At 70.3% G+C, this 23,678-nt stretch carries 17 protein-coding genes and 1 other RNA gene; 13 read left to right on the forward strand and 5 right to left on the reverse strand.

Annotated elements, in window-relative coordinates; genetic code table 11:
- Window positions 1-1,371 (reverse strand): ABC transporter substrate-binding protein, encoded by a 1,371-nt coding sequence (locus OG538_RS22865; protein WP_406096435.1) that lies wholly within the window; start codon window positions 1,369-1,371, stop codon window positions 1-3.
- Window positions 1,372-1,601: 230 nt separating this feature from the next.
- Window positions 1,602-5,330 (reverse strand): FHA domain-containing protein, encoded by a 3,729-nt coding sequence (locus OG538_RS22870; RefSeq protein ID WP_406096437.1) that lies wholly within the window; start codon window positions 5,328-5,330, stop codon window positions 1,602-1,604.
- A 716-nt stretch (window positions 5,331-6,046) separates the two neighbouring features.
- Here OG538_RS22870 and OG538_RS22875 point away from each other — a divergent pair.
- Both OG538_RS22875 and OG538_RS22880 read left to right on the forward strand, forming a co-directional pair.
- A complete protein-coding gene (locus OG538_RS22875) occupies window positions 6,047-7,717 on the forward strand; it encodes a protein kinase domain-containing protein (protein ID WP_406096439.1) in 1,671 nt (556 codons plus the stop codon).
- 217 nt (window positions 7,718-7,934) lie between these two features.
- A complete protein-coding gene (locus OG538_RS22880; RefSeq protein WP_406096441.1) occupies window positions 7,935-9,185 on the forward strand; it encodes a serine/threonine-protein kinase in 1,251 nt (416 codons plus the stop codon).
- Window positions 9,186-9,377: 192 nt separating this feature from the next.
- Here the strand turns inward: OG538_RS22880 and OG538_RS22885 are convergent, their stop codons facing one another.
- Window positions 9,378-9,920: a hypothetical protein gene (locus tag OG538_RS22885; protein ID WP_406096443.1), complete on the reverse strand. Its 543-nt coding sequence runs from the start codon at window positions 9,918-9,920 to the stop codon at window positions 9,378-9,380.
- Window positions 9,921-10,204: 284 nt separating this feature from the next.
- On the opposite strand from OG538_RS22885, the gene OG538_RS22890 reads away from it, so the two are divergent.
- Entirely contained in the window at window positions 10,205-10,597 is a 393-nt protein-coding gene (locus OG538_RS22890) for a hypothetical protein (protein WP_406096445.1), read from the forward strand.
- 120 nt (window positions 10,598-10,717) lie between these two features.
- Window positions 10,718-11,824, forward strand: coding sequence for a peptide chain release factor 2 (gene prfB, locus OG538_RS22895; RefSeq protein ID WP_385283172.1), 1,107 nt, complete (start codon window positions 10,718-10,720; stop codon window positions 11,822-11,824).
- Window positions 11,825-11,903: 79 nt separating this feature from the next.
- Here prfB and OG538_RS22900 read toward each other — a convergent pair whose 3' ends face one another.
- Complete coding sequence (locus tag OG538_RS22900) at window positions 11,904-13,253, reverse strand: histidine-type phosphatase (RefSeq protein ID WP_406096448.1); 1,350 nt, start codon at window positions 13,251-13,253, stop codon at window positions 11,904-11,906.
- Window positions 13,254-13,664: 411 nt separating this feature from the next.
- Here OG538_RS22900 and OG538_RS22905 point away from each other — a divergent pair, with 411 nt between their 5' ends.
- Window positions 13,665-14,579, forward strand: a complete 915-nt coding sequence (locus OG538_RS22905; RefSeq protein ID WP_406096450.1) for a hypothetical protein — start codon at window positions 13,665-13,667, stop codon at window positions 14,577-14,579.
- A 97-nt stretch (window positions 14,580-14,676) separates the two neighbouring features.
- Here the strand turns inward: OG538_RS22905 and OG538_RS22910 are convergent, their stop codons facing one another.
- Window positions 14,677-14,877: a hypothetical protein gene (locus tag OG538_RS22910; protein ID WP_350996701.1), complete on the reverse strand. Its 201-nt coding sequence runs from the start codon at window positions 14,875-14,877 to the stop codon at window positions 14,677-14,679.
- A 269-nt stretch (window positions 14,878-15,146) separates the two neighbouring features.
- On the opposite strand from OG538_RS22910, the gene ftsE reads away from it, so the two are divergent.
- The 8 genes from ftsE (at window position 15,147) to OG538_RS22950 (ending at window position 23,622) form a co-directional block, all read left to right on the forward strand.
- The gene (gene ftsE / locus OG538_RS22915) at window positions 15,147-15,836 is read left to right on the forward strand and encodes a cell division ATP-binding protein FtsE (RefSeq protein WP_024489199.1); all 690 of its coding nucleotides are present in this window, start codon (window positions 15,147-15,149) and stop codon (window positions 15,834-15,836) included.
- Between the two features lie 23 nt (window positions 15,837-15,859).
- Window positions 15,860-16,777 carry a permease-like cell division protein FtsX gene (gene ftsX / locus OG538_RS22920; protein WP_406096453.1) on the forward strand — a complete coding sequence of 306 codons (918 nt, stop codon included), beginning with the start codon at window positions 15,860-15,862 and terminating at the stop codon, window positions 16,775-16,777.
- 68 nt (window positions 16,778-16,845) lie between these two features.
- Window positions 16,846-18,033, forward strand: coding sequence for a S41 family peptidase (locus OG538_RS22925; protein ID WP_406096455.1), 1,188 nt, complete (start codon window positions 16,846-16,848; stop codon window positions 18,031-18,033).
- Between the two features lie 18 nt (window positions 18,034-18,051).
- On the forward strand, window positions 18,052-18,540 hold the full coding sequence (gene smpB, locus OG538_RS22930) for an SsrA-binding protein SmpB (RefSeq protein WP_385283155.1): 489 nt from the start codon (window positions 18,052-18,054) through the stop codon (window positions 18,538-18,540).
- A 120-nt stretch (window positions 18,541-18,660) separates the two neighbouring features.
- Window positions 18,661-19,048: a transfer-messenger RNA gene (gene ssrA, locus OG538_RS22935) on the forward strand.
- 351 nt (window positions 19,049-19,399) lie between these two features.
- Entirely contained in the window at window positions 19,400-20,086 is a 687-nt protein-coding gene (locus tag OG538_RS22940) for a hypothetical protein (RefSeq protein WP_406096457.1), read from the forward strand.
- A gap of 66 nt (window positions 20,087-20,152) precedes the next feature.
- Window positions 20,153-22,279, forward strand: a complete 2,127-nt coding sequence (locus OG538_RS22945; RefSeq protein ID WP_406100265.1) for a bifunctional polysaccharide deacetylase/glycosyltransferase family 2 protein — start codon at window positions 20,153-20,155, stop codon at window positions 22,277-22,279.
- Window positions 22,276-23,622, forward strand: a complete 1,347-nt coding sequence (locus OG538_RS22950; protein WP_406096459.1) for an acyltransferase — start codon at window positions 22,276-22,278, stop codon at window positions 23,620-23,622. The genes OG538_RS22945 and OG538_RS22950 overlap by 4 nt, the downstream gene beginning before the upstream one ends.
- The last annotated feature ends 56 nt before the right edge of the window (window positions 23,623-23,678 follow it).

Below are 23,678 nucleotides of genomic sequence, written 5' to 3' on the forward strand. Positions count from 1 at the left end.
TCAGCTCTTGTACGCCTTGGCCGCGTCGGACTCCAGTTTCGCCTGGGTCCCCGCGATGTCCTTCGGGTTCTTCAGGAAGTCCTGGAGGGTCTTCCACTCGCCCTTTCCGGGCGTTCCGCCGAACGACTGCGGAGCCTGGTCGGACATGTCGAACCGGACGGCGTCACCGGCCGAGATCAGCGCCTTCGCCATCGTGCGCTGTACCTCGTTGGGGTACGCGGCGGTGTCCAGGGCCTTGTTCGGCGAGATGAACCCGCCCTGCTCGGCCCAGATCTTCGCGGCGTCGGTGGAGGCCAGCCAGGTCAGCAGGGCCTGGGCGCCCTTGCCGTCCTTCAGCGCCACCGCCGCGTCGCCCCCGGTCACCACGGGCGACTCGGCGCCGACCGCGGGGAACGGGAACACCTTGGCGTCCGTACCGATCTTGGCCTTCGTCTGCGCGATGTTGATGCCGACGAAGTCACCCTCGAAGACCATGGCGCCCTTGGGCTGGTCGCCGCCGGTGAAGGTCTGGGTGACCGACGCCGGGAACTCCGTCTGCAGTGCGCCGTCGGCCCCGCCCGCGATCAGGGACGGTTTGCCGAAGAGCTGCGCCAGCGTGGTCAGCGCGTCCTTGACGGACGGGTCCGTCCACTTGATCTTGTGCTGGGCCAGCTGGTCGTACTTCTCCGGTCCCGCCTGGGAGAGGTAGATGTTCTCGAACCAGTCGGTGAGCGTCCAGCCGTCCGCACCGGCGACGGAGACCGGGGTGACGCCCGAGGCCGACACCGTCTCGGCGGTCGCCAGGAAGTCCTTCCAGGTCTTCGCCTCGGACGCTCCCGCGTTCTCGAACGCCTTGGCGTTGTACCAGATCAGCGACTTGTTGGCGGCCTTGAAGTACACGCCGTACTGGGTGCCGTCGACCGCGCCGAGGTCCTGCCAGACCTGGGAGTAGTTCTTGGCGAGCTGGGCCTTGGCCTCCGCTCCGACCGGCTTGGCCCACTTCTTCTCGGCGGCCTGCTTGATGGCGCCGACCTGCGGGATCATCGCGACGTCCGGCGGCTGGCCGCCCGCGATCTTCGTACCGAGGAAGTTCACGATCGGGTCCTGCGCCGGGACGAACGTCACCGTCGCGCCCGTGCGCTTCTCGAACTCCTTGAGAACCTTGACGAAGTTGGCCTGCTCGGGCCCGGTCCAGACCGCGGCGACCGAGATCTTCTCGCCGTTCAGTTTCGGTAATACGACGCTCGACGCCTTCTCCCCGCCCTTGGACGAGTTGTCCCCGTCCTTCGTGCTCTTTCCGCCGTCACCGTCGTCGCCGCAGCCGGTGAGGGCCAGTGCGCCGATGGCGGTGAACACCATGGCGGCCCTGCGAATCCGAAGGGTTGTGCGCATCCCTGCCCCGTCTCTCCTGTGCGCGTGCACGGACCGGCAGCCGTCGGCCTTCCGATGGCGCCGGTCATTCATCACGTCGTCCTGTGCGCACAGTCCTACGCCCGGTATCCGGGCGCCGCAATACCGTCAGTGGGCCCAACTCCTTGATCGTAATGGGCTCGTGACGTGAGGTCAGGGCAGGTATGAGGCGATTGCGGACGGCGGGGCCCACTCGGGCGATCCGTCCCCGCTCACGGGTGGACCGGACGCAGCGGCGGCAACGGCTCGGCGTTCACCGAACGGGCCGCCCGCTCCAGCGCACTGGCCAGCAGCGCCAGGTCGGTGGGCCCGTTGCCCAGTTCGCGGACCGGGCGACGGGTGGGGGGATCGCCCATCCGCTCCCACTCCAGCGGTACGACCGTGGGCCGCAGCGTCGCCGTGCGCGGGATACGGCCGGTCACCCGGCCGCCCTGGAACGGCGTCACCCGTCCGTCGGGGTGGCCCAGCCGCCCACGGCCCGGGGCCGGTTCGTCCGGCGACGGCGGAACCACGGGAGGGTCCAGCACGACGCGCAGCCGCGCCCCGCGGGCCAGTTCGCTGTCCTCCGTGCGGTCCGGACGGGCGGACGTGGCGACCAGATGGATGCCGAGCCGGCCGCCGTCCCTGGCCACCGCCTCCAGCGCCCGTACGACCGAGCCCGCGGCCGGCCGGCCCGGACTGCCCAGAGCCGGGGCGATCAGCGCGTCGAAGTCGTCCACGAGCACGACGAGCCTGGGCAACGGCGAGGGGCCCGGGTCCGTCGCCCGTGCCGAGGCGGGCCGCAGCCGCAAGGTGCCGCTCATCGCGGACTCGACGTCACCGCGCTGCTGGGACGGGGCGGGGGGATGCCGGTCGGACATCCGCTGAGCCACCTCGTGCCGGCTGTGCCAGTCGGAGAAGTCGAGGCCGCCGAGGAGCTCGGCACGCCGCTTCACCTCACCGCCGAGCGCCTGGGCGAACTCCCGCATCCGGACCGGATCGGAGGCCACCAGGTGCGTGAACGCGTGGGGGAGCTCGGTGCAGGGACGCAGGCTCTCGCCGCGCTCGCCGCCCGCCCCGTCGACCAGCAGGATGCCGAGGCGGTCCGGCCGGTCGGCGGCGGCCAGCGAAGCGGCGACCGCCCTCAGCAGTTCGGTACGCCCGCTGCCGCCGGGCCCTTCGATGAGCAGGTGCGGGCCCTCCTCGGAGAGATCCACACTCACCGGACCGCGGGGCCCGGCCCCGAGCACCACGACGGGCCGCCCGGCCGCCCCGGCCGGCACGTCCGCCGCCGGTCCCTGTGCGGCGGCGCGCACGGCGGCCCGCCCGGGCTCGGCACCGCGCGTGGCGACCTGGGGCGCGTCGCCCTGGCGCGGCCCGCTGACCCGGTTCGAGGAGCGCCCCGATCCCGCGGTGCGCATGCTGTCGGCGCCCTGGACGTCTCCGGCCTCGCCCCATGAGCGGGTGTCGGAGCCCGGCAGGGTGCGTGAACTCGGTCTGTCCCCAGGCCCTCCCTCGAAACGCTGCGCCCCCACCCGGGGGTGAGGGGTGCGGCCGGAACCAGGGGCGTCCGTGGCGCCGGGGTAGGGGGTGCGGCCTGTGCCCCTGGTGCCGGGGTAGGAGGTGCCTTGCGAGCCGGCGTCGTCGGGATACGGCGTGCCGCCGTAGCCCGGGCCGTCGTGCACATCGCCACGGCCGGAGGTGCGGCGCGGCACACCCGCGTGGGTGTCGTTGCCGCGGGGGTACGGCGTGCGGGCGGAGTCGGTGGCGGGTCCGCCGGTGGGGTACGGCGTGCGTCCGGAGCCCCGGGTGCGGTAGTCGTCGTCCGTGCCGCGAGGAGCGCCCGCGGGCTGCGGATCGGCGGGGGCGCGCTGGGTGCCCACGCGGGACCCCGGGGCGGCCGGGTGGGCAGTGCGGGCGGAGCCGCGTGTGTCGTCGGCCGCCGCTCCCGTACCGCCCGTCCAGCTGCCCGCGCCGCGGACCGTCGCTCCGGGCTGCTCGTCCGCCGCCGAGGCCCAGCGGGCCATCAGAGAGGCCGGAGTGGCGCGGGCCAGGCCCAGTTCGTCCAGGAGGCGGGCGGACGGCGGGAGGGCCACCGCCGCGCGCCGGCCCGGCAATGCGGTCGAACCCTCGGCGCGCAGCGGAGCCAAGGCGCGGGCGAAGCGCTCCGCCCAGTGCGCCGACACCGCGTCGACCGTGGCCACGGTGCCATGGCCGGCGGCCCGGCCACCCGCGGTGCGCAGCAGCCGCAGGGCCGTCGCCACATCACCGCTGAGCACGGCCACGGCCCCGCACTCCCTGAAGGCGATCGAGGCATGGCAGGCCGCCTCGTACGTCGCGGCGACCGGTGAGGTGGGAGTGGCGGCCGGGGTCTCCGCCAGACAGATCAGATGGATGCCCGCCGCCGCGCCCGCCGCCGCCAGCCGGGCGGTGTTCTCCCGCAGCACCGCGGTACCGGGGTCGCCGTCGACGACGACCACGGTGAACGGGCCCTCGTAGTGGCGGGCGGCCTCGGCGAGCGTACCGGGGTCCAGGCTTGCCCAGCCGGGTCCGAGCGGTCCCTCGTCCAGGCGGCGCACCAGCTCCGTCGTCCGGGCGACGGCCTGCTCACGGTCGTACGCCAGCAGCAGCCGGCAGTCCTGGCCGTGCATCGGCCGCAGATGCGGAAGCCAGCCGAGCCAGGCCCACTCGCGCCGCCGCTCGTCCGTCCCGCGTGCCCGGTCCGTGCTGATCAGCACGATCTCCAGGTCGGCGGGGGAGTGCAGTGCGGCCAGCTGGGCCACGGCGGAGCGGGCGAGCCCCGCCAGCCGTTCACGGGGCCCCGCGAGCCCGAGCGAACCGGCCTCCCGCAGCCCCACCGTCACCGGAACGGCGGGCAGGTCCGCCCGGTCGGTCGTGCCCAGCCGGACCACCAGCGTCTCCGGGTGCGCGGTGCCGCGCTCCCACAGCCGGGGCCCCGGGCCGAGCGCGGTCAGCAGGACGGAGGCCGGGTCCGGCCAGGTGCCTTCGGGGGCGGTGGGCCGCGCGGTGAACGTCGAGGCGGGATCCGGGGCGGTCTCGTCGGTCGGGCTCTCGTGGACCGGATCGCCCTTGCCGCCCGCGAGCCGGCGGGCCCAGGCGCCTATGCCACGGCGGGGGGCCGCGTCGTCCGGCTGCCGGCCGGTGCGTCCGGAGCCGGAGTGCTGCGGGCGCGCCACGAGCAGCCCGTCGGGGCCCGCCGGGCGCTCGTCCTCGTGGGCGGCGTACGGCCCGGCGTGTTCCTCCGGTCCGCCGTACGCGGGCCCGTGGTCCGGGGCAGCCGGGTCGGCGGCCGGCGCCCTGGCCACCCGCAGGTGGCCCTCGCCGTCCGGTGCCGTCTCCAGCGTCGGTGTCCGCGCTCCTGAGGTGAGCCGCAGTGTCGATTCGCCGAGCCGGAGCAGCGCACCGGGGGCCAGCCGTACCGGGCGGTCGCGGACGTCCGTACCGTCCAGGGAGGTGCCGTTGGTGGAGCCGAGATCGGCTACGGAGACCCGGCCCTCCGCGGAGACCGTCACCGCGCAGTGCAGCCGGGACACATCGGGGTCGTCGAGCGGGACGTCGGCGTCGGCCGAGCGGCCGATCCGGATCTGCCCCCCGTGCAACAGGTGGACCCCGCCGGCGTCCGGCCCCGCGATCACGTGCAGCTGAGCCGGGACGGCGTCGTCCGGCGTCTCTTCCTCCCCCGGGACCTGGAGCGAGAGCACAGCTCCGTCGACCAGGGGCGGCTCACCGAGCGAGCACCGCTGTGCGTCGAGCCGCTCCCGCCCGGCGAACAGCACCACCGCCCCGCTGCCGAGGGAGCCGTCGGGCCCGGAGACGGAGGCGGCCAGGTGGGACGCCACGGCGGCCAGCGCCGTGCCCGCGGGGGCGGTGACCAGCACGTCGCAGGCGCGCGCCGGGGTCTGGCCGCTGCGCGGCGCGAGGACGGTCAGCCGGATCTGCATCGCCGTCAGCGGTCCCTTCTGCGCGTGGTGCCCGGCAGGGGGGACGCCCTGTGATTCCCCCCACCCGGCACGGACGCGTCGTCCGGTACAGGTTCGTCACGTACCGCAGGGCTCCCGACCCCACAGTTCCGTGCTGGAGGCATCCTCGCACCTGCCACTGACAACACGCCCGGGGGTCACCGCTAAGTGATCTTGAAACGTCGGCTCTGCGCCCAAAAGTGCCGGCTTGGCCTGCCCTCCGGGGCACTCGCGGGGGTCCCGGCGGACTCGGCGTGACCCCGGCCGTGGGTCCGGATTCGTTCCGTCGGACTTCTCGGCGGCAACCATCTGCCCGGGATGAGCGTCTTCCTCCGCATCCGGGGAGCCGGGGCGGCGGGCGGGCCGGTGGGCAGGCCTCCGGGCAGACCGCACCTCTCCGGGGAACTACTGAAAATGTCGACAAAAAGGTAACCTGCCCGACTCGGCCGTCCACTCCGGCCGCCCGGGCGCCTGCCCGGCGGATCATGGCCGAGTGTGGCGGCCGGCACGGCACCTCGCGGCGTCGCCGGAACGCCCTCATGGCTCCGCCGTGAAGGCGCTCCTGCGCCTTGCGCGGCATCGCGCCGGACGCCGTACCCTGTCCGCCCCCGATCCGTCGGACAGGCCCTAGAGTGGGCCGGAAACTCCGGACGGATCCGGGGGACCGCAAGCACCACGAGCAGCAGGGAGCGCATGACGTGCGGCCGGTAGGCAGCAAGTACCTGCTCGAGGAGCCGCTGGGACGCGGCGCCACGGGCACCGTCTGGCGCGCCCGCCAGCGTGAGACCGCGGGCGCCGAGGCGGCCGTCGCCGGCCAGCCCGGCGAGACCGTGGCGATCAAGGTCCTCAAGGAGGAGCTCGCCAACGACGCGGATGTCGTGATGCGGTTCCTGCGCGAGCGCTCCGTCCTTCTGCGGCTGAGGCACGAGAACATCGTGCGCACCCGCGACCTGGTCGTGGAGGGCGATCTCCTCGCCCTCGTCATGGACCTGATCGACGGCCCCGACCTGCACCGCTACCTCCGCGACAACGGCCCGCTCACCCCGGTCGCCGCCTCGCTGCTCACCGCGCAGATCGCGGACGCGCTCGCCGCCAGCCATGCCGACGGCGTCGTCCACCGTGACCTGAAGCCCGCCAACGTGCTGCTCGACGAGCGCGACGGCCAGATGCACCCGATGCTCACCGACTTCGGCATCGCCCGCCTCGCCGACTCCCCGGGCCTGACCCGGACCCATGAGTTCGTCGGGACGCCGGCCTATGTGGCGCCCGAGTCGGCCGAGGGCCGCCCGCAGACCTCCGCGGTCGACATCTACGGCGCCGGAATCCTGCTGTACGAGCTGCTCACCGGCCGTCCGCCGTTCGCCGGCGGCACCGCGCTGGAGGTCCTGCACCGGCACCTCAGCGAGGAGCCCCGCCGCCCCAGCACCGTCCCCGCCCCGCTGTGGACGGTGATAGAGCGCTGCCTGAGCAAGGACCCGGACCGCAGGCCCAGCGCCGAGAACCTCGCCCGCGCGCTGCGCACGGTCGCCGCGGGCATCGGCGTCCACGCGAACTCCGCGCAGATCGCGGCCGCCGACGGCGTGGGCGCCCTGCTCGCGCCCGACCCGGCGCCCACCGCCGTCCCGGAGACGCCGGGAGCGGCCGACCCCACCCAGGTGCTGCCGAGCAACGCGGGCTCGTACGACCCGAACGCGTACGACCCCAATGCGGCCACCAGCGTCATGCAGCAGAACGCCGGGCCGGGCGGGCCGCACGCCGACCCGACCGCGGTCATGCCGCCCGTCCCGCCGCGCCCCGAGGGGACTCCGCAGCCCGACGGACCGCACCCGTGGCAGTCCCAGCTCCAGGCCGCCCGCGACCGCAACGAGCAGACGCAGGTCCAGTACCTCGACCCGAGCCAGGACCCGCTGCGCCGCCGCCCCCAGCGCCAGCAGCCGCAGCAACAGCAGCAGCCGCGTCGCCAGCAACAGCAACAGCCGCAGTACCGCCAACAGCCCCAGCAACAACAGCAGTACCAGCAGCAGTACCAGCCCCAGCAACAGCAGCAGTACCAGCCCCAGCAACAGCGCCAGCAGTACGCGCCGCCGCAGCCGCAGCAGCCCCAACAGCCGGCCCAGCGCCCGCCCCGCGAGCCGAGGCAGCGCAACGCCAATCCGATGAAGATCCCCGGCCTCGGCTGTCTCAAGGGCTGCCTGTTCACCCTGGTGCTGCTCTTCGTGGCGAGCTGGCTGATCTGGGAGCTCACCCCGCTGAAGGACTGGATCGGCCAGGGGCAGAGCTACTGGCACGCGCTCACCGACGCCTTCGACACCGTCACCGGCTGGATCTCGAAGCTCGGCGGCGACAGCGGCAGCGGCAGCGGAACCTGACAACACCTGACCGGACACCGGGCCGGTCGGGTTCCACTACCCGGCACCGACCGGACTCTGTAGCTATATCGACTTCTGCGGACCAATTCCGTGGCAATTCGCCCGTAGAAGTGAAGGTTGGCGCCATCCAGGGCACGCAACCTCCCGATCGCCGCGTAACTTTGTCGACCGGGGGTTGTTGTGCGAGGGTCCATCGCCAGCCGCTGAGGGAGCAGTCTTGGCACGGAATATCGGCAGCCGGTACACCGCCCACCAGATTCTGGGGCGCGGCAGCGCCGGCACGGTGTGGCTCGGCGACGGCCCCGAGGGGCCCGTCGCCATCAAGCTGCTCCGCGAGGACCTCGCGTCCGACCAGGAGCTCGTGGGCCGCTTCGTCCAGGAGCGCACCGCGTTGCTCAAGCTCGACCATCCGCACGTCGTCGCCGTCCGCGACCTCGTGGTGGACGGCAACGACCTGGCCCTGGTCATGGACCTGGTCCGCGGTACGGACCTGCGGACCCGGCTCGACCGCGAACGCCGGCTGGCCCCCGAGGCCGCCGTCGCGATCGTCGCGGACGTGGCCGACGGCCTCGCCGCCGCGCATGCGGCCGGGGTGGTCCACCGCGACGTCAAGCCGGAGAACATCCTGCTCGACATGGAGGGCCCCCTCGGCCCCGGCAACTCCCACCCCGCGCTGCTCACCGACTTCGGTGTGGCCAAGCTGATCGACACCCCGCGCCGCACCAAGGCCACCAAGATCATCGGTACGCCGGACTACCTGGCTCCCGAGATCGTGGAGGGCCTCCCGCCGCGCGCCGCCGTCGACATCTACGCGCTGGCGACCGTCCTGTACGAACTCCTCGCGGGCTTCACGCCCTTCGGCGGCGGCCACCCCGGCGCCGTGCTGCGCCGCCACGTCACGGAGACCGTCGTCCCGCTGCCCGGCATCCCCGACGAGCTCTGGCAGCTGCTGGTCCAGTGCCTCGCCAAGGCTCCGGCCTCCCGGCTGCGCGCCTCCGAACTGGCGGCGCGCCTCCGGGAGCAGCTCCCGCACCTGGCAGGCATACCGCCCCTGGACGTGGACGAACCGGACGACGAATCCGAGTCCGAGTCGCACGGCCAGGCCTACGACGAGCAGCAGTACACCCCGGCCACCGAGGAGCCCCGGCGTCGCGGCGCGGTCCCGCTGGTCCCCGGCTCGTCCCCCGACTCCAACCGGGACACCCACACGAGCATGCGCGTGCCGGCCCCCGACGAACTCTCCGGCGGCCCCCGCGGCACCGCCCGCGCCCCCCGCGCCCCGGGCAAACCCCGCCCCGGCTCGGCCCGCAACAAGTCGGCCGCCATCCGTAAGCGCCGCCTGACGCTGGGCGCAGCGGCCCTGGTGCTGGTCGCGGCGGTGGGGGTGGGCGGCTGGCTGGCCCTGGGCGGCGACGACGCGGGAACGACGCCGCAGGACACGAAGAACTCGGCGCCTGCTGGGCCGTAGTGTGGCGATTCGACGCCGGGGACCACGCCGAGGCGGAGGGCATGAACCGGCTCGGTACGAGCTGCGCGTGGGCTGCCGGGGAGCGCTGTCCGGGAACGTGGCGGCTCGCTGCCTGTAGTGGTTTCGGCACACATCGCCTCCACCCCCCGGGTGCGGGACAGCCCTTAGGGTGCGCAAGAGACGCCGGTCGGACTACCGCAGGCCGGGATCCGACTCGGCCGCAACCCAAAACTCATCGTCCGCTTCAAGGTTTCCTCGATCGCCAACGAAGAATATTCCTGAACGGTAGAAGCCGCAGAAAGCATTCACCATTTTCTCAATGCTTTTGTACACGACAAGCGCTTCGTTGCCCACCATCATGTGCGCTACCTCCGGCTCTTCGCAGGAGGCTCCGTACACGGCTGCATAGAAGTCTCCGCCACCGGTTGCTAGTAGGGGCGTCCAGAATTCACCTAGAACCGCGTCCTCGATCTCGTACGACTCCCGCACCGCTCTTGCTTCGCGCAAGGAGAGCGGCTCGTAGCCTGGCACCAGATAAGCGTCGTCTTGAATCTGTCCAGGAAGGTACTCAACGCCATTCGACCACCCAAACCAGGTAGCGACGTCCTCCGGTACAACACTTCCCAGGATCGCTTCGGCCTCGCCCGCCGTCACTCCAGGAGCGTGAGATCCGGTGATCTGGCGGTTGAGGTTCTCAACCTCGAGCCAGAGTTGTTCAAGCGATCGAATGAGCATCTCCCGCTTCCCTTTCTCTACGGCACACGAACCGCGAAACGATCACCATTGCCGATGTTTTTCCAGCCCAGAACCATCTCAGTAGCGAGCCATGGCTGGATTTTACCGACCCTGGCGAGAGTGTCAGAGGTGATGCCCGCTTTTCCGAGTGGATCTGGGACCGCTTCCGGAGAAACTCCGGCACTGCGGGAATCGGCGTCGTCGGAACGCCGGTCGAGGACAATCGGTTGATCACGGACCAGAACCGAGGAGGCGTTGCCCCTCTCTCCCGGATCGATCGGGACGTGCTGACCGTTCCGGGCCTCACCGTGGTCATTGCGCAGGGCATTCAGGACATCGCGGGTGGATCCGATGACGCAACGGTCACGAGCGCCTGCACCACGGTGGCGGACATGCTGAGGGCACGGGGCATCAAAACCGTGTTCTCCACGCTGACTCCCTGTAGCGGGTACACCCCGTGCACGACAGCCGCGGAGGATACGGAGGCAGCACTCGCGGTGTCGGATGCCGCGAGCACTCTTGATCCGCCTCCGCTGCTCCTCGGCAACGGCGCGGCACCGGCCGACTTCGACGCCGGTGATCACGTGAATCTCACCCAGAACGGATACATCGCGGCTGCGGACGCCTTCGGTCCTTCGGTCCTGGTCCCGGACGTCCTGCCGGGCGGCTGGGCCTGAGCTCGCCTTCCCCCTCCCGGGCCCCGATCGACGGGCCCGGGAGGTTCACGGCCCGTCCGTACGCGATCGTGATCATGCCGTCCGAGGAACGCCCGCGCCGACAGCCGTTACGCTGGACCCGTGGCAGTCGTCGATATTTCCGAAGAGCTGAAGTCCCTCTCCTCGACCATGGGGTCGATCGAGGCCGTCCTGGACCTGGATGCGCTGAGGGGTGACATCGCCGTGCTCGAGGAGCAGGCTGCCGCTCCGTCCCTGTGGGACGACCCGGAGGCGGCGCAGAAGATCACCAGCAAGCTTTCGCACCTCCAGGCCGAGGTCCGCAAGACCGAGACCCTGCGTGGCCGGATCGACGACCTCGAAGTCCTCTTCGAGCTCGCTGAGGACGAGGGCGACGCCGATGCCCTCGCGGAGGCCGAGAACGAGCTGGAGTCCGTCCGCAAGGCACTGGACGAGATGGAGGTCCGCACCCTCCTCTCCGGCGAGTACGACGCCCGCGAGGCCCTCGTCACCATCCGTGCCGAGGCCGGTGGCGTCGATGCCGCGGACTTCGCCGAGAAGCTCCAGCGCATGTACCTCCGCTGGGCCGAGCGGCACAACTACAAGACCGAGGTCTACGAGACGGCGTACGCCGAAGAGGCCGGCATCAAGTCGACCACCTTCGCCGTCGAGGTGCCGTACGCCTACGGCACGCTCTCCGTCGAGCAGGGCACCCACCGGCTCGTCCGGATCTCGCCGTTCGACAACCAGGGCCGCCGCCAGACGTCCTTCGCGGGCGTCGAGGTGCTGCCGGTGGTCGAGCAGACCGACCACATCGAGATCGACGAGTCCGAACTGCGCGTCGACGTGTACCGCTCCTCGGGCCCCGGCGGTCAGGGCGTCAACACCACGGACTCCGCGGTGCGCCTGACCCACCTGGCGACCGGCATCGTCGTCTCCTGCCAGAACGAGCGCTCGCAGATCCAGAACAAGGCGTCCGCGATGAACGTCCTCCAGGCGAAGCTCCTCGAGCGCCGCCGCCAGGAGGAGCAGGCGAAGATGAACGCGCTCAAGGGCGACGGCGGCAACTCCTGGGGCAACCAGATGCGCTCCTACGTCCTGCACCCGTACCAGATGGTCAAGGACCTGCGTACGGAGTTCGAGATGGGCAACCCGGAAGCCGTTTTCAACGGTGAGATCGACGGCTTCATCGAGGCGGGCATCCGCTGGCGCAAGCAGAGCGAGAAGTAGTCCCGCACGACGGGACACCAACGAGGACGGGCGTGGGAGCCGCGGCTCCCACGCCCGTCCTCGTCCCGGCTGAACGAGGTCAGGAAGCGGTGCGGCCCAGGCACTGCTTCAGTGCGTCGACCTCGTAGAAGTAGCTGCCCTTCGCCACCGGCTCGCAGCCCTTCCTGAACGCGGTCTGCTTCTCGTTGTAGAGCATTCGCACCAGGTACTTGTTCCCCTTCCGGAACAGGTCCCACTGGATGTTCGTGGCCATGGACGCCACCGATTCACCGCGCCACGGGTTGTCGGCGTACGTGTACGGCTCGGCCTCCGACACGGGCTTCGTACTGCCGGGCAGGCCCATGAGCGCGGCCAGCGGGATGATCTCCTCCGCGTGCGTGAAGCGCAGCTCCGCGCCGGCGTTGCTGGTTCCGTTCCGCTTGGCGTCGATCTTCGTGAAGAAGTCGTCGAGCAGGACGTTCGCCATCCTGTAGGTGATGTCGCTGTCGGCGAAGCCCGGCCCCTTCTCGTAGAAGTCCTCGGCGTCGCTGAGGTAGGCGAACCACTGCGCGTCCTGGGGCGCGATGTAGCGCTTCATGTCCCAGTCGCCCTCGTCGGCCATGGCCGGCGCGATGCTGTAGAGGGCGTAGACCGCCTGTGCGGCCTCCACCTCGGTGCCGATCGAGTCGAACTCGCCCGCCGAGATCCGCTTGACGAACGCGGGCTTGAAGATCTTCTTCAGTACGTTGCGTGCCGCGGTGTGCGAGGCCGGCTGGTCGGTGATCGCGTCGAGAGTGGAGGCGAGCCGCTCGTCGTTGTCGACGTAGTCGCGGTACTCCGCTCCGCCGGCCGACTTGTGGAAGTAGAGCAGGTCGGCATCGGTCCTGGCCGGTGTGATGAGCGGCGCCAGGGCCGGGTCCCTCTCGGCGAGGGCCTCGACGAACAGGTTCCCGCTGTCGACGGCACGGTCCTTGCCGGAATTGGTGACGTTGATCTGCTCGGAGTCCTTGGCGATCTGCTGGAAGAGCCCGGGAAGCCGCTTCTCCAGCCGCACGGCTGTTTCCCGGATCTCGCGCACGCCCCGGCCGCTGAGCTGCCCGTATCCGATCTTGTCCATGGCGGCCAGCAACGCCTTCGTCTCGCCACCGAACTGCTCGCCGGCGCGGGTGAGCTGCCCCTCGCTCCGCGCCTTCTCCCACAGGGCCAGGATCAGGTCGCCGTCCTCGCTGTCAGAGGCCGCGCGGGAGCCGTGGCGGGAGACGTTCTCGGTGAACACGGGGACGAAGCCCTTGGGAGCGTGCTGGTACGACCGCGGGTTCTGCTGCGGTGCGTACGGGGTCTTGGTGGCGTAGTAGCCGGCGGAGTCCGACTGTGCCTGCGCCGGCAGCGCCGTCGGCAGCAGGGCGGAGACAGCGAGCGTCAGGGAGAGTGCGGCGGTTCGCTTCTGCATGGGTTCACCGGGTTCGGGACGAGTCGGTTCGGTTGAATGCCCCGATCCTGATCGTTTCGAGTGAACCGGGCATGACCGCAGGGCGACCGGAGGGCGTACGAAACGGGCTTTGGGGAGCGGGAGTTGGCGTGGCGAGTTGCGTAGAAGGCGTGGCGAGTGCGTCACAGTCGTGGTGCTGAACGAGAGTCAACTCGGCTCAAAGCGGTGCACATTGCACAGAACGGCCTTGACGTAGTCCTTAACTCTGGACAGGCTGCTAGGGCAGCATGCATATGTCTGGGACGGGTGTGATCGGGGGCGGGCGGCATGGCCACGGCACGACGTGGGCCGACGTTCGGAGCAAACCCCGCTGGGCCATGCCCCGCATATGGCTGCTCCATTGACGAGAACAGCTACTGGGGGTAGCAGCACATGACGAAGAAGACGCGAGTACGCGTCGCGCGGATAGCCGCGGGTGCGGTCATTGCCGCCGGCGCCTCGCTCACTGTTGCAGGCGTGGCACAGGCCGTCGAGGCCGACGTCGACGTCGCGGGTGTTCATTTCGGTGTCCAGGCGGCTGGCGACACCGAGGGCAACACGCTCGAGGGTGGCGACGCCGAGGGCAACACCCTTGAGGGTGGCGACGCCGAGGGCAACACCCTTGAGGGTGGCGACGCCGAGGGCAACACCACCGAGGGTGGCGACGTCCAGGGCAACACCCTTGAGGGTGGCGACGCCGAGGGCAACACCACCGAGGGTGGCGACGTCCAGGGCAACACCATCGAGGGTGGCGACGTCCAGGGCAACACGGTGGAGGGCGGCGACGTCCAGGGCAACACGGTGGAGGGTGGTGACTCGAAGGGCGGCACCACCGAGGGCAACACGGTGGAGGGCGGCGACTCCAAGGGCGGCACCACCGAGGGCAACACGTCGGAGGGCGGCAACTCGAAGGGCGGCACCACCGAGGGCAACACGTCGGAGGGCGGCAACTCGAAGGGCGGCACCACCGAGGGCAACACGTCGGAGGGCGGCAACTCCGAGGGCGGCACATCCGACGGCGCGGCCTCCGCAGGTGCAACGGCGGGCAGCTCCACTGCCGGCTCCACCACCGGTGACACCGGCACCTGCACCGTCTCCCTCGACGGTGCCGAGTGCGTCGACAGCGACAACACCGACACCGACTCGGTCGGCAACCAGCCGGTCGAGCAGGGCAAGGGCAAGGACGAGCTCGCCGAGACCGGTGCCGCTGAGACCACGTTCCTGCTGGTCGGCGCCGCGACGATGATCGCCGGAGGCATCGGCTTCCGGATCCTCCCGCGCCTGGTGAACGGCCGCACCGCCGCCTGACGGCAGCAGCGGTACGTACACGTACGCACACAGGGGCCCCGGACACCGATCGGTGTCCGGGGCCCCTGTGCGCGTGTACGCGTACGAGGAGGGCCGGCTACACCGTCTGGTGCGCCAGCAGCGCCAGGGCGGCCAGCAGCACCACCATCAGGGCGATCAGCATCGCAGGGCTGAGCCCCGCGAACGGTCCCTGCTCCTGTTCCTGCTGCAGTCGCGCGCGGCTGGCCCGGCATACGGGGCAGCGCCCCTCGTTCACGGGCGCCGCGCAGTTCGCGCACACCAAACGGTCATAGGTCATGCGCTTTCCTCCTCCCGCGCGGCGGAGCCGCACAAGCCTTCTCTCCGCACAACGCTCACGGACACGCAACCGTTCCCCCTACCACTGTGCCAGCTCGCACAGCTTTCGGCGCGCCCCGCCGGATACCTCCCGGTCCGTTCCTGTTCCGGCAGGACCCGGCCCGCTGCCGTTTCACCGTAAATCACCCATCCCGGTACGCGTGCCTGCACGCGTGAGGCGGGTTCGCGTATGGTCACGCTCACCTACTCCCGGCCGACCGTGGTGCATCCGTGATCCGATTCGACAACGTCTCCAAGACCTACCCGAAGCAGAGCCGTCCCGCTCTACGGGATGTGTCTCTCGATATCGAGAAGGGCGAGTTCGTCTTCCTGGTGGGCTCCTCCGGCTCCGGCAAGTCCACCTTCATGCGTCTCATCCTCCGCGAGGAGCGTGCCAGCCAGGGCATGGTCCACGTCCTCGGCAAGGACCTCGCGCGCATGTCCAACTGGAAGGTGCCGCACATGCGCCGCCAGCTGGGCACGGTGTTCCAGGACTTCCGCCTCCTTCCCAACAAGACCGTCGCGGAGAACGTGGCGTTCGCCCAGGAAGTGATCGGCAAGCCGCGCGGCGAGATCCGCAAGGCGGTTCCGCAGGTCCTCGACCTCGTCGGTCTCGGCGGCAAGGAGGACCGGATGCCCGGCGAGCTCTCCGGTGGTGAGCAGCAGCGCGTGGCGATCGCGCGGGCCTTCGTCAACCGGCCCATGCTGCTGATCGCGGACGAGCCGACCGGCAACCTCGACCCGCAGACCTCGGTCGGGATCATGAAGCTGCTGGACCGGATCAACCGGACCGGCACCACCGTGATCATGGCGACCCACGACCAGAACATCGTCGACCAGATGCGCAAACGCGTCATCGAGCTCGAGCAGGGCCGTCTCGTACGCGACCAGGCGCGCGGCGTCTACGGCTACCAGCACTGAGCACCCAGCACTGAAAGGACGCCATGCGCGCCCAGTTCGTCCTGTCGGAGATCGGCGTCGGCCTCCGTCGCAACCTCACGATGACCTTCGCCGTCGTCGTCTCCGTCGCCCTCTCGCTCGCCCTGTTCGGTGGCGCGCTGCTCATGCGCGAGCAGGTCAGCACGATGAAGGACTACTGGTACGACAAGGTCAACGTCTCCATCTACCTCTGTGGCAAGGGGGATGCGGAGACGGTGGTCCAGTGCGCCAAGGGTGCGGTCACCGATCCGCAGAAGAAGGAGATCCTCGGCGATCTGAAGAAGATGGACGTCGTCGAGACGGTGATCTACGAGTCGTCCGACCAGGCGTACAAGCACTACCAGGAGGAGTTCGGCGACTCCCCGATGGCGGGCAACATCACGCCGGACCAGATGCCGGAGTCCTTCCGCGTCAAACTGCACGACCCGACGAAGTACAAGGTCGTCGCCACGGCCTTCGCCGGGCGCGACGGAGTGCAGTCGGTCCAGGACCAGAGAAGCATCCTGGACAACCTCTTCGGGCTGATGAACGGCATGAACGTCGCTGCGCTCTTCGTCATGGCGCTGATGCTCGTCATCGCCCTGATGCTGATCGTGAACACCGTCCGGGTGTCCGCGTTCAGCAGAAGGCGGGAGACGGGCATCATGCGGCTCGTCGGGGCCTCCGGTTTCTACATCCAGATGCCGTTCATCATGGAGGCCGCGTTCGCCGGCCTGATCGGTGGTGTGCTGGCCTGCGTCATGCTGCTGGCAGGGCGCTACTTCCTGATCGACGGCGGTCTCGCCCTCCAGGACAAGCTGAACCTGATCGACTTCATCGGCTGGGAGGCAGTCCTCACCAAGCTCCCGCTGGTCCTGGCGATCGGGTTGCTGATGCCCGCAGTTGCCGCTCTCTTCGCGCTCCGCAAGTACCTCAAGGTGTGACATGCGCCCCGTGGGGCGCGCGGCCAACGGGCCGTGCGCCGCCGGGGCTTTGTCCTAGACTCGGCGCCATGTCGGGTCCTGAGTTGCGTTTCGGGTCCCGCGGCCTCTGCCGCGGGGCGGCCCTGACATTGGTCTTCGCGAGCGTGCTCGCCACGGCCGCCGCCACCGGCTCGCTGCCGCACGGAGAGGGTCGCAGCACCGAGATAGAGACCCGGTCCGTCGCCGCGTCCGCCGACCGCGACGCGGTGGCCGACGCGGCCGCCCAGGCCGTGGCGGACGGCAAGTCCGGTACGGAGGCGGCCGAGGAGGTCGTCAGCCGCAGCGGAGACCGCTGGGGGGCGGTCTACGACGAGCGGGAGTACCAGGAGTTCGAGCAGGCACTCGACGGTTCGTACACGGGCGTCGGGATCGCCGCCAGACGCTCCTCCGACGGGCTGGTCGCGGTCGCCCGGGTCCAGCCGGGCAGTCCTGCCGCGCGGGCCGGAATCCGAGCGGGCGATGTGCTGCGTACGGTCGACGGCAGTCGGGTCGACCGGCGCCCGGTCTCCGATGTCGTGGCGCTGCTGAGGGGGGACCGTACCGACGCGGCCGCCGGGAGCACCGTCGTGCTGGGTGTCCAGCGCGGTTCCGTCACGCGCACCGAGCCGCTGCGGCGGGCCCGTCTCGCCACCGAGGCCGTCTCCGTGCGGCGGATCGGACCGGAGCGCTCCGATGCCTCCGCGGCCGTGCTGATCGAGGTCGACTCCTTCACCAAGGGCTCCGGCACGGAGGTCCGCGACGCGGTCATGAAGGCGCCGGCGGGCGCCGGGGTGCTGCTGGACCTGCGCGGCAACTCCGGTGGACTGGTCACCGAGGCCGTCACCGCCGCCTCCGCCTTCCTGGACGGCGGTCTGGTCGCCACGTACGACGTGCACGGCGAGCAGCGCGCTCTGTACGCCGATGCGGGGGGCGACACGGAGCGCCCCGTGGTCGTGCTCATCGACGGCGGGACCATGAGTGCCGCCGAGCTCCTGACCGGCGCGCTGCAGGACCGGGGCCGGGCGGTCACGGTCGGCTCGCGGACCTTCGGCAAGGGATCGGTCCAGATGCCGAGCAAGCTCGCGGGCGGTTCCGTGGCCGAGCTGACCGTGGGCCACTACCGTACTCCGGCGGGCCGCAGCGTCGACGGCCGGGGGATCACCCCTGACCTCGCGGTGAGCTCGCGGGCCCAGGAGCGGGCCGAGACGGTATTGAGTGGCCTCGGGGGCGGGTCGTAGTGCGAAAATGGCCGCACTATGGCTAAGGAAAAAGACACCGGGCGCAAGATGGTCGCGCAGAACAAGAAGGCGCGCCACGACTACACGATCCTCGACACCTATGAGTGCGGCCTCGTACTGATGGGTACGGAGGTCAAATCCCTTCGCATGGGCCGGGCCTCCCTGGTGGACGGCTTCGTGCAGATCGACGGCGGCGAGGCGTGGCTGCACAACATCCACGTGCCCGAGTACGTCCAGGGGACCTGGACCAACCACGCGGCCAAGCGCAAGCGCAAGCTGCTGATGCACCGGGCCGAGATCGACAAGCTGGAGTCGAAGTCGCAGGAGACCGGGCACACGATCGTGCCGCTCGCCCTGTACTTCACCAACGGCCGGGTCAAGGTCGAGATCGCGCTGGCGAAGGGCAAGAAGGAGTACGACAAGCGGCAGACGCTGCGCGAGAAGCAGGACACGAGGGAGACGAACCGGGCGATCTCGGCGGCCCGCCGCCGACAGCGGAGCGCCTGAGCGCACCATGCCGGTGGCTGCCGGCCGGTGCGGCAGGAATACGCTGGCATCGTCGTGCGTTGGTCACGTACGATGGCACTGCACCCCACGGGGTGTGTACCACCTTTGAAAAATCAACATGGGGATGATCGGTTTCGACAGCGGATGTCGAAGCAGGGGAAGCGAGTCGAGGAAGCGGCAATGATCTCGTAAACCATATGTCGCAAACAATAATCGCCAATTCCAAGCGCGATTCCTCCGCCTTCGCCCTCGCTGCCTAATTAGCAGCTAAGCGAAGACTCTGCGGAGTGTCAGCCCGGGGGTGATCCCGACCCGGATCCTGGCATCAATGAGGGATCTAAACTTCTAAGCCCGGTCACGGGGCCTAGAAGGAAATCAGACAGTGGCTGGGCCTGTCGGAGGCTTGTTCGCGTGACCTCCGGGGCCGAGAAAAGCGTAGCGAACTGCACTCGGAGAAGCCCTGGTTCCGCACCGTTGGACGCGGGTTCGATTCCCGCCATCTCCACAATTCCCATGTGGACGAGGACCCCGCTGCCACCGGCAGCGGGGTCCTCGTTTTTTGTTGCGGAGGTACCGCGACCGGCGCGCGGGGGCGTGCGCTCCGGCGCGTGCCCCCGCCCCGCGCTCCCGTGGCCGACCCGCACGAGGCAGTGCCCGCACCGCGGTTCGAAAACGGTTGTATCTCTCATGATGAACAACACCGGCCGGTGGGGTCGGACTGTCGTTGACGTGCGCTACATTCATGGCCCGGGTGCACTGTGGTAGGGGGCGCGCGTGGACAGGGTGGGGGCCCGGTCCGGCGGCACATATACGGTCAGTTGCGCGCACCCGATCCTGAGTGGGGGAAGTGCGTACAACTGTGGAAACTTGGCGTGAAGGTGCCCGTGCGGGGCACACACACGAGCCGAACGAAGTCACCATCCAGCTCGACGGACTGGGACGGCAGCTCTCCGAGCTGCTCCCGGAACCCAGCGCTCCGGACGGCTCCGACGGCCCCGTCTTCGTCGACGAGAGCGGCCGGCGCAGCAAGACGCTCCGGCGGCTCGGCTGGGTCCTGGCCGCGATCTTCGTCGGGTACGCGGTGACGCTCGTCGTCGCTCTGCTCGGAGGCAACTCCAGCGCTCCGTTCCTGCCGCTTTCCGGCCAGGAGGAGCATCAGAAGGCGGAAGAGGTACGGGCGCCGGCCACTCCGGCCGAAAGCCCGGGTGTCCAGGCCTCACCAGGGGTGACGTCGGGCATCTCGCCGTCCGGCATCCCGGATACCGGAGGGAGCGCTGCGCTCCCGGGCGGTGCCACCGGCAACGGGAGCTCCTCGGTCCCGGCGACCGGATCGTCCGCCTCGGCCCCCGTCGTACCGTCCGTGCGGCACACCGGCGCCACAGCGAGCACCGGTGGCGGTGAGCCGGCCGGAGAGGCGTCCGGCTCGGCTCCGGGCGCCGACCCCGGGACCCCGAGCGTCGAGCCGACGACCGTGTCCCCGGACCCCGTGACCCCGCCCGCCACCACACCGGATCCTCCTGTGCAAGAGCAAGAAAGCGCCAGCTAGATGACCCCCCCCGCCCCGCGGGGCAGGCACCACCGTAAGAAGCAGACCCGGCGGCGCAGGCTCCCCATGCGCTACATGCTGCCGTTCCTGTTCCTCGTTGCCCTGCTCGCCATGTTGATGCTGCGCGGATACGTGCACAGCGAGATCCTCGCCGACCACCGGATCCAGCCACCGGCGGCCACCGACCGGGTGCCCGAGCAGGTACTGGACGGCGGCCCGGTCATCGACGCGCGCAGCACCACCGAGCCCGCCAAGTCGCTCGGGATTCCCGACCACCGGATCGTGCTGACCTTCGACGACGGCCCCGACCCCGTGTGGACCCCCCGGGTGCTGGACAAGCTGAAGGAGTACCACGCGCACGGCGTCTTCTTCGTCACCGGCACCATGGCCTCCCGCTATCCCGATCTGGTCGAGCGCATGGTCGAGGAGGGGCACGAGGTCGGGCTGCACACCTTCAACCACCCCGACCTCTCCTACCAGTCCACCGAGCGCATCGACTGGGAGCTCTCCCAGAACCAGCTGGTGCTGGCAGGCGCGGCAGGCATCCGTACGTCCCTGTTCCGGCCGCCGTACTCGTCGTTCGCCGATGCCATGGACGACAAGTCCTGGCCGGTCACCCAGTACGTCGGCAGCCGCGGCTACCTCACCGTCGTCAACAACACCGACAGCGAGGACTGGAAGCGGCCCGGGGTCGGCGTCATCAGCAAGAACGCCACTCCGAAGGACGGCAAGGGTGCCATCGTCCTGATGCACGACTCGGGGGGCGACCGGTCCCAGACCGTGGCCGCGCTCGGCCACTTCCTGCCCAAGATGCAGGACGAGGGGTACGAGTTCACCAACCTCACCCAGGCCCTCGGAGCCCCCAGCGCACACACCCGGGTCACCGGGTACGCGCTCTGGAAGGGCAAGGCGTTCGTCTCCGCCGTCGAGGTCTCGGAGCACATCACCGACGTCATGGTCGTCGGTCTGGCCGTCATCGGAGTGCTGGTCCTGGCCCGTTTCGGTCTGATGCTGCTGCTGTCCTTCGCGCACGCCCGCCGGGTCCGGAAGCGGGACTTCAGCTGGGGTGAGCCGCTCACCCGTCCGGTGTCCGTCCTGGTGCCCGCGTTCAACGAGAGCAAGTGCATCGCCAACACCGTCCGCTCCCTGGTGGCGAGCGACTATCCGCTGGAGGTCATCGTCATCGACGACGGCTCCACGGACGGCACGGCGGACCTGGTCGACGCGATGCGGCTGCGCCATGTCCGGGTGGTGCGCCAGCGCAACGCCGGGAAACCCGCCGCTCTGAACAACGGCATCGCGCACGCCCGTTACGACATCATCGTGATGATGGACGGCGACACAGTCTTCGAGCCGTCCACCGTCCGTGAGCTCGTGCAGCCCTTTGCCGACCCCCGGGTCGGGGCCGTGGCGGGCAACGCCAAGGTCGGCAACCGCGACTCGCTGATCGGCGCCTGGCAGCACATCGAGTACGTGATGGGCTTCAACCTCGACCGTCGCATGTACGACATGCTGCGCTGTATGCCCACCATCCCCGGCGCGGTCGGGGCGTTCCGCCGCGACGCGCTGAACCGGATCGGCGGCATGAGCGAGGACACCCTCGCCGAGGACACCGACGTCACGATGGCCCTGCACCGGGACGGCTGGCGCGTCGTGTACGCGGAGAACGCCCGCGCCTGGACCGAGGCGCCCGAGTCCGTGCAGCAGCTCTGGTCGCAGCGCTACCGGTGGTCGTACGGCACGATGCAGGCCATCTGGAAGCACCGCCGCGCGGTGATCGAACGCGGCCCGTCCGGCCGCTTCGGACGGGTCGGGCTGCCGTTCGTCGCCCTGTTCATGGTCGTCGCCCCGCTGCTCGCCCCGCTCATCGACGTCTTCCTGCTGTACGGGCTCGTCTTCGGGCCCACCGAGCAGACGGTCGCCGCCTGGCTCGGCGTCCTCGCGGTGCAGGCCGTCTGCGCCGCGTACGCCTTCCGGCTCGACCGGGAGCGCATGACCCATCTGCTCTCGCTGCCCCTCCAGCAGGTTCTCTACCGGCAGCTCATGTACGTGGTGCTGCTCCAGTCCTGGATCACCGCTCTCACCGGAGGCCGGCTCCGGTGGCAGAAGCTGCGCCGCACGGGGGTCGTGGAGGCGCCCGGTTCGATGCCGAGCCAGAGCCGACGCAGCAATGACCGGAGGCCCGTCGCATGAGCCATCCCTCGGCGTACCCGCAGCAGCCGCCCCGGGAGCCGCACACGGTGCCGTTCCCGGTGCAGCCGCAGGACGGGACACAGCTGTCCGGCCGGCAGGCGTGGACACGGTCACCCGGGCCGGCACCCTGCACGCAGGCCCCCGTACCCGAGCCGGAACCCGCACCGGCCGTCGCGGAGAAGCCGGGCCGGGACCGCTATCTGGACCTCCTGCGTGCGGTGGCCCTCGTCCGCGTCGTCGTCTTCCACCTCTTCGGGTGGGCCTGGCTGACGGTCCTCTTCCCCTCCATGGGCGTCATGTTCGCCCTGGCCGGTTCGCTGATGGCCCGGTCGCTGGCGAGGCCGGCGTGGAGTGTCATCCGCGGCCGGCTGAGGCGGCTGCTCCCGCCGATGTGGGCGTTCGCCGCCGTCGTCGTACCGATGGTCTTCCTGCTCGGCTGGAAGCCGGTCCGGGAGGAGGGCATCTGGTGGTTCCTCAAGCTGGGCTGTTACGTGCTCCCGGTTGGCACGCCTCCCTTCCCGTGGGAGAGCGGCGCCGAGGGGGGCTTCCTGGAGACCTCCTGGGCCGAGCAGGCGATGGGACCGCTCTGGTACATCCGCGCCTACCTGTGGTTCGTCCTGGCCTCACCGCTCCTCCTGAAGGCCTTTCGCCGACTCCCCTGGGTCACCCTGCTCGCCCCGATCGGTCTCACCGCCGTCATCGGCACCGGACTGGTCACGGTGCCGGGCACGGCAGGGGAGGGGCTGGTCGACTTCGCCGTGTTCGGCTCCTGCTGGATCCTCGGCTTCGCGCACAACGACGGTCTGCTGCGGACCGTCCCGCGCTACCTCACGGTCTCCATGGCGGCGTTCCTCATGGCCTTCGCCCTCTGGTGGGGTTCCGGGCACCTCACCGAGGAGGGCTGGAACCTCGACGAGATCCCGCTCGCCCAGGCCACCTGGTCGCTCGGCTTCTGCGTCATCCTCCTGCAGTACGCGCCCTCCTGGCGGCAGCTGCCGGGCCGGCTGGCGGGCTGGGACAGCCTGGTCACTCTCGCCAACAACCGGGCCGTGACCATCTACCTCTGGCACAACCTGCTGCTGATGGCAGCCTTCCCGCTCATCGACCAGCTGTGGAACGTGCCGTGGGTCGGTGACCACCTCGGCACCTACATCGACGCCTCGTACAACACCCTGGCGCTGATCCTCGTCTGGCCGCTGATCGGGTTGATGATCATTGCTGTCGGGTGGGTCGAGGACGTCGCGGCCAAGCGCCGTCCGCGGCTCTGGCCCAACGGGCAGGAGCGCAAGCGCGGCGCCGACGGCCGCGCGGCCGTCGGGCCGGACGGTTCGCACCGGCGCTGACCACCGTCTCACCGGGCCGGTCCCGGCCCGGTGAGAGCAAGGTTGCGCACCGGTCA

The organism is Streptomyces sp. NBC_01013 (genome assembly GCF_045162765.1).
Taxonomy (GTDB): domain Bacteria; phylum Actinomycetota; class Actinomycetes; order Streptomycetales; family Streptomycetaceae; genus Streptomyces.